At 31.3% G+C, this 5,257-nt stretch carries 7 protein-coding genes; all 7 read left to right on the top strand.

Annotation, left to right across the window (positions count from 1 at the left end):
- Window positions 1–116: 116 nt before the first annotated feature.
- The 7 genes from NFR61_RS10955 (at window position 117) to NFR61_RS10925 (ending at window position 5,068) form a co-directional block, all read left to right on the top strand.
- Window positions 117–386 carry a Txe/YoeB family addiction module toxin gene (locus NFR61_RS10955; protein WP_251624068.1) on the top strand — a complete coding sequence of 90 codons (270 nt, stop codon included), beginning with the start codon at window positions 117–119 and terminating at the stop codon, window positions 384–386.
- A 269-nt stretch (window positions 387–655) separates the two neighbouring features.
- Complete coding sequence (locus NFR61_RS10950) at window positions 656–1,003, top strand: type II toxin-antitoxin system RelE/ParE family toxin (RefSeq protein ID WP_251624066.1); 348 nt, start codon at window positions 656–658, stop codon at window positions 1,001–1,003.
- 4 nt (window positions 1,004–1,007) lie between these two features.
- Complete coding sequence (locus NFR61_RS10945) at window positions 1,008–1,325, top strand: helix-turn-helix domain-containing protein (protein ID WP_251624064.1); 318 nt, start codon at window positions 1,008–1,010, stop codon at window positions 1,323–1,325.
- Between the two features lie 466 nt (window positions 1,326–1,791).
- Window positions 1,792–2,040, top strand: coding sequence for a DUF4160 domain-containing protein (locus tag NFR61_RS10940; protein WP_251624063.1), 249 nt, complete (start codon window positions 1,792–1,794; stop codon window positions 2,038–2,040).
- 6 nt (window positions 2,041–2,046) lie between these two features.
- Window positions 2,047–2,466, top strand: coding sequence for a DUF2442 domain-containing protein (locus NFR61_RS10935; protein WP_251624061.1), 420 nt, complete (start codon window positions 2,047–2,049; stop codon window positions 2,464–2,466).
- 427 nt (window positions 2,467–2,893) lie between these two features.
- Window positions 2,894–4,636 (top strand): ATP-dependent nuclease, encoded by a 1,743-nt coding sequence (locus tag NFR61_RS10930; protein WP_251624059.1) that lies wholly within the window; start codon window positions 2,894–2,896, stop codon window positions 4,634–4,636.
- 201 nt (window positions 4,637–4,837) lie between these two features.
- Window positions 4,838–5,068 (top strand): DUF2442 domain-containing protein, encoded by a 231-nt coding sequence (locus NFR61_RS10925; RefSeq protein WP_251624058.1) that lies wholly within the window; start codon window positions 4,838–4,840, stop codon window positions 5,066–5,068.
- Window positions 5,069–5,257: the final 189 nt, after the last annotated feature.

The following is a 5,257-nucleotide window of genomic DNA, read 5'->3' as shown; positions in this document are numbered from 1 at the left end:
AATTCAATGGTTGAAACGGAATATTTATTGTCCAGTCCTGCTAATGTAGAACATTTAAGGAAAAGTATAGAACAAGCCAATAATGGGGAAACAGTCAAAGTTGATATTAATAACTTATGGAAATAAGATTTACTAAGGAGGCTTTGGATGATTTATCTTATTGGAAGAAAATAGGTAATAAACAAATACTCTCCAAAATAGAAAGTCTATTAGTGGATATAGCAGAACATCCGTTTAGTGGTATAGGCAAACCAGAGGCTTTACGTTTTGAGTTGGCTGGGTATTGGTCAAGACGTATAAATTCGGAACATCGGATTGTCTATCGTGTAGAGAATGAACAGGTTGTAGTGATTGTTATCTCCATGCGACATCACTATAAAAAATAATAGTCATATTTACTTTCCAATCTTGGAAATACACTCTATTTAGTATATGTAGTCATGGGCTATGAAAAAAGTACAGCTAAAGAGACAAAGCATATATAGCATTCTTTTAGGATAGCTTCTACCTTTTAAATTTAGGTTGGTGAGAAATTCTAAGAATGGGTATATATAGTCAGATTGAGAGGATTTTTTCACCACATTTTTAATTATTGCAAAAGTATCCATATATAGAAACTTTTTATATCTTTGTTCCGTTATCTGTATGGTAAAAAATGAAAGTCATTGAAAAATTCAGGGTATTCTATTATACCGATGCGTTGGAGTTTTTACAGCGTATAGAATCTAAGACGAGAGAAAAAATACTCTATAATATAGACAAGGCGCGTTATACGTTAGACCCTAAATTATTCAAGAAATTGACGGGTACAGATATATGGGAATTTCGTACGCTCTATAATGGTAAACAATATCGTTTACTGGCATTTTGGGATAAAAGTCAGGCGGAAGATGTATTGGTCATCGCCACTCATGGATTTATCAAGAAAACAGACAAGACCCCTTCTAAAGAAATAATCAGGGCGCAGGAAATCATGAAAGAATACTTTGACATTAATTCTTAATATTATGGCATCAAAGAAATTTTATACACAAGACGAGGCTAAAGATATTTTATTGGGCAAGGTTGGTACTCCTGTAAGAGATAACTATGAAAATGACCTGAATCTCTTTTTGATAGGAGAAGCTATCAAGCGTACCCGAATGGAAAAGAACTTGACGCAAGAGGCTCTTGGTAAATTGGTAGGCGTTCAGAAAGCACAGATTTCACGGATTGAAAACGGCAAGAACTTGACCTTATCGACCATTTCCAAAATATTTAAGGCAATGGGAGTCTCCGCCAAACTGGAAATAGCAGACAACGGCTATCAGGTGGCACTAAGTTAGGAGAATTATAGAAATATTTTTACCTACTCTTCCCCAACAGGCTTTGGGCTTCAGAATGTTTTGCTTTTCTCTCCGCTTTTTGCCTGTTCAGCATTTCCTGCTGTTTCTTTGCATCTTCTAATGACATAGGATGTTTCTTCCAATACTCTATAGATTGGAGGCTTTGTTCTATCCATTTTCTATGAAAATCGTTAATCCATTCCATAAATGATAAGAAGCGTGAAAATGAAAGTCTAAAAGTAATAATAATATTGCTTTACAGGTCATTTCTATTTGCAAGAAAAGAAAATGCAAACTGGAAATACAACATCTACTTATTAAATTCAGGTTGGTGAGAAATTCCTGTAATGGGTATATACAAGTAATATTTTGAGAATTTTTCACCTACAAAAAATAGACACGTAAAATTTATTTGAAGTAATAAATATATTACCTACATTTGTAGTAATCCTAAAATGATAATAATATGCCTATTCTTTTTATATTCTTTGGTCTGCGTTTCATGTTTTTCTCTAATGACCATGAACCTATTCATGTACATGTGGTAAAAGGTAAAGGAAGCGTAAAGGAGAACGCCAAATATTCAGTATTGCCTGAAATAAAGTTGATAGAAAATAATGGCTTGCAACCCAGTGAATTGAAATTGGCAGAAGCAATTATAGAGGAAAATGCAGAGATTATCGTAGAAAAGTGGAATGAATACTTCAATAAATAGAGAGCCATGAAAATAGATGTTGTCAAAGTATGGGTGGATGATATTCATGTAAATATAGAAACCAGTGATGGTCAGATAAAGTCAGAAAAGATAGCTGACTATTACAGGCTTCGTAATGCAACAGCGGAACAAAGGCAGCATTTTGAATATGACAACATGGGTATTCATTGGTCAGAATTGGATGAAGATTTAAGCTATGAAGGCTTTTTCCACTCTAAAGAAGTAAATAGTAAATCGGAGTTATATACTTTTTTTAAATCTTATCCGGAAATCAATGTGTCCAAATTAGCCCGCCGAATGGGAATCAGTCAAAGTCTAATGGCAAGCTATATTTGTGGAGTAAAGAAACCTTCCGCAGAACGACTAAAAGAAATAGAAACTGCTGTCCGTTCTCTTGGGCAGGAATTGGCGTCTGTTTCTCTTTGATTTAATAGTTTATTCCCAGTCCCCAATCTTAGAGACGTTTATTAGTGGTCTATATTATAGAACTGTTTTTGGGAAAATAGGTGCAACTAAAGACACAAGTAATATATCCGTATTTAGGATTACTTCTGCCCCTCAATCTTAGGTCGGTGAGAAATTCCCGTAGTGGGTATATACAGGTAATATTTTGAGGATTTTTCACCGTATATAAACCATGATAATATTTGTATTTACAAATAAATATTATATTTAATTTTAAATTGCTATAGATTGAATATTTCTTGGTGTGAATATACTGACATATGCACTAATTTAATAGGTACCATCCCTATTATGTATATGATTTGCTTGACGGTCTTTTCTATGATGTTTTTTTATTTTTGTGAATAAAATATTAGTTTTGTGACAACCATGATTTAAATATAGAGTTGTGAAACAAATTAGAAAAATTGAAATTAAGAATTATCGTTCAATTAAAACTCAAACAATTAAAGACATTGAGGATTTTAATATATTTTCCGGAGGAAATGATGTTGGAAAATCAAATGTATTAAGGGCTTTAGATTTATTTTTTAATGATAAAGATGTCGATTTTTTTAAAGAATTTAATATTGCAAGGAAAGCAGAGATAAAAAAACAAAGAGAGAAGCAGATTATAAGTATAAAACTATGGTTTCATAATGATACATATAAAAACTTGCCGCCAATCTTTAGTGTAAAAAAAATATGGGATAAGTCAGGCAAAATAATTAATATTCAAAATGATATAGGAACATGGTTAAAAACACATACGAGTATTACAGAAAAACAGGCACAAACGAGTTTGTCTTTATACCTGAATCGTTTTAGATTTAAGTATATACCAGCCATTAAAGATGATAGCTGCTTTAATCAACTTTTAATAGAATTATATAATGCAATAGTGGAAAATACTATTGGTTCTTTGGAAGAATTTGAATCAACATTGGCGTCGTTTAATCAGAAACTTCTTGAATTATCTAAAGATTTATCTTTGACATTTAGAACTCTTACGGGAATAGAATCTGCAATAAATATTCCGACGAGCGTTAATGATTTGGCTCGACGTTTATCTGTTGAAACCTATACCAAAGATAAAAATGCTGTCCCTTTATTTAATAGAGGGGATGGTGTGCGTATGCAGTATATACCTTCTATTCTTAACTTCATCTCAACTATAGAAAAAAATAAATGGCATATTTGGGCAATAGATGAGCCTGAAACATCTTGTGAATACGTTAAGACTTCTGCCCTTGCAAAAGACTTTTTAAGAGAATACTGTTTAAAAAATCAGATTTTCATATCTTCACATTCTTTCCATTTTATTACTTTAGAAGATAAAAAAATAAGTAGATATAGAGTTTACATTAAGGATGAAAAATCTAATATTATAAATGTTAAAAGTGATTTATTTTCAGATAATGAATTAAAATCTGAATTAGGTATTTATGAATTATTGGCTGGATTACAAGATGTATATGATAAATTTGTTCAAGATTGTAAATTACTTGAAGAGAATATAGAATTAATTCATAATCTTAATAAAGTACTATTATTGTTTGAAGGCAAATCTGATAGAATTTTATTTAGAAAAGCAATAACAAAATTGAATCCAGATAGAATGCAAGATTTTTGCTTTGCAGAGGATGCAGACCAAAAGCAACGAGCAGTTATTGGCGAAGGAGCTGATAGCCTATATGGTTTTTTGACATCGCATATACCGAAAATTAATTCTATGAATAAGAAAATAATAGCTATTTTTGATAATGATGAAGGAGGTAAAAAACAATATAATAAAATTAAAAAAGATTTCTCAACGGTTTACAACATAGAAATGATAGGTGATAAGGAAGTACTTAAGCATAAAAAATATGATGTATATGTTTTTTGTCTACAACCACCTATTTTTAGAAAAAACTTTGTTAATGATGAACCCAAATATTGTTATTTATCAACAGAACTACTACTCCAAGATTCTAACATTCCAGAAAATAAAAGAGCTTATGTACCACATACCTCACCAGTATTATTTAGTTTTAAAAATAATGCAGATAAATTGGCTTTTGCTAGTAGTATTGATGCTGATGCTGATTACACAGGTTTTAATGATACTCTTGAAATAATTTTTAAAATATGTCCTCATAAAACATCTTGATATATAAGAAGTTAATGAAGTTTTATCTTCTCATCTCCAAGGCAATGACATGGGATGGTAATATTTTTTGATAATAATTTTCATTTATTTGGGTGTGAGTATGAATGGTTGGACTTGCATAAGGATGAATTAATAGAGAACTGGAAGCGTATAGAATCCAATCAAAACTTAAAAAAAATAGAACCATTAAAGTAAGAAACAATGTTGCAGTTAATTTGGGTTATAGATGCACAATATATTGATGGTTATAAAATAGCCGTTACTTTCAATGACGGAAGAAGTAAGACCGTTGATTTGGAATCCCATTTAACGGGGCAAGTTCTTTCTTCCCTGAAAGATTTAAATTTGTTCCGTAATTTTAAAGTGACAGGTTGGACAATTGAATGGGCTAACGGTTCAGATATAGCCCCAGAGTTTTTATATAACTGTTGATAATATAGAAAAGTCTTAGATAACTTTTTACCACCTAAAGAACACTTCTATTCAGTATCTTTCATTCCACCTAAAGGGATAAGTAAAAATAATCCCTTTATTCTTTCCTAAAAAACGTATTTACAGTATAAGCCTGTTTGATTCGTTTAGGGGGAAATACTTTTGTATCTTTGTCATACTGAATAAGAT

Origin of the sequence: Odoribacter lunatus (genome assembly GCF_943193135.1) — a bacterium.
Lineage (GTDB): Bacteria > Bacteroidota > Bacteroidia > Bacteroidales > Marinifilaceae > Culturomica > Culturomica lunata.
This window is presented reverse-complemented; position numbering and strand designations above follow the sequence as displayed.

Coding starts and splice junctions, on each gene's coding strand:
- NFR61_RS10940 (WP_251624063.1), top strand. CDS start 1,792: ATGCCTATTCTTTTTATATTCTTTGGTCTGCGTTTCATGTTTTTCTCT.
- NFR61_RS10955 (WP_251624068.1), top strand. CDS start 117: ATGGAAATAAGATTTACTAAGGAGGCTTTGGATGATTTATCTTATTGG.
- NFR61_RS10925 (WP_251624058.1), top strand. CDS start 4,838: ATGTTGCAGTTAATTTGGGTTATAGATGCACAATATATTGATGGTTAT.
- NFR61_RS10945 (WP_251624064.1), top strand. CDS start 1,008: ATGGCATCAAAGAAATTTTATACACAAGACGAGGCTAAAGATATTTTA.
- NFR61_RS10935 (WP_251624061.1), top strand. CDS start 2,047: ATGAAAATAGATGTTGTCAAAGTATGGGTGGATGATATTCATGTAAAT.
- NFR61_RS10950 (WP_251624066.1), top strand. CDS start 656: ATGAAAGTCATTGAAAAATTCAGGGTATTCTATTATACCGATGCGTTG.